The following is an 817-nucleotide window of genomic DNA, read 5'->3' as shown; positions in this document are numbered from 1 at the left end:
CCTGCATAGTTACTTCCTATAACGAAATCTTCTATAATTTCTGTTCTATATTCTTCACCTTTTTCTACTATAGCTTTATAACCCTTGATTATAAGTTCTATAGCTTTAACACTGAATATTTCAGTATATGGATTAGATTTTGGAGATACAAAAGATTCAATAGCATGAATTAATGCATCTATTGAACTTGTTACAAAGAATTTAAAAGGAAGTCCTTTTACAAGTTCAGGTATTAGTACAGCATGTTCTGGTAATAATTCATCTACTGCAAGACCCATTTTAGTGTGTTTTGATTTTATTTCTGATATAGAAATATTTGTAACCTCACTACCTGTTCCACAAGTTGTTGGAACTATAACAAGTTCTCTTTCTTTTACTATTGGAACAGTTCTTTCAAATAAATCAACACAGTTTCCTGAATCCTTCAATGCTAAAAGCTTAGAAATATCTATAATACTTCCTCCACCAATAGCGATTATTCTCTTATACTCTTTTCCTCTCATTTGAGCCATTATAGCATTAATCATTTCGTCAGATGGCTCACCTAGTCCAAACCTTTCTTGGAATAAGAAATCAGCTTTCAAGTTAAGCCCTTGCATAAATGGTGTATAAAGGAATTCGTTAGTAAGAACGAAATCTCCTTCACCTATATTAAATTCTTTTGCAAATTCAGCAAATGTATTAAATTTGTGAAGCTCTGGTTGTATTTTTAATAATCTCATTCCTAAGGCCTCCGTTATTTATATATAATTAAATTATTCTTATTTACACTTATAAGCCGCTTTTAAAAGCGGCTTATATTTAAATTATTAATTTT

At 30.0% G+C, this 817-nt stretch carries 1 protein-coding gene; it reads right to left on the bottom strand.

The genetic code is table 11. From position 1 onward, the window contains the following. A partial coding sequence (locus OW729_RS19375) for an iron-containing alcohol dehydrogenase (RefSeq protein ID WP_268063164.1) occupies positions 1-722 on the bottom strand: 722 nt, incomplete at its 3' end. Positions 723-817: the final 95 nt, after the last annotated feature.

Source organism: Clostridium brassicae (assembly GCF_026738875.1).
GTDB lineage: Bacteria > Bacillota > Clostridia > Clostridiales > Clostridiaceae > Clostridium_H > Clostridium_H brassicae.
The sequence above is the reverse complement of the archived record's forward strand: the minus strand, read 5'-3'. Positions and strand labels throughout refer to the sequence as shown.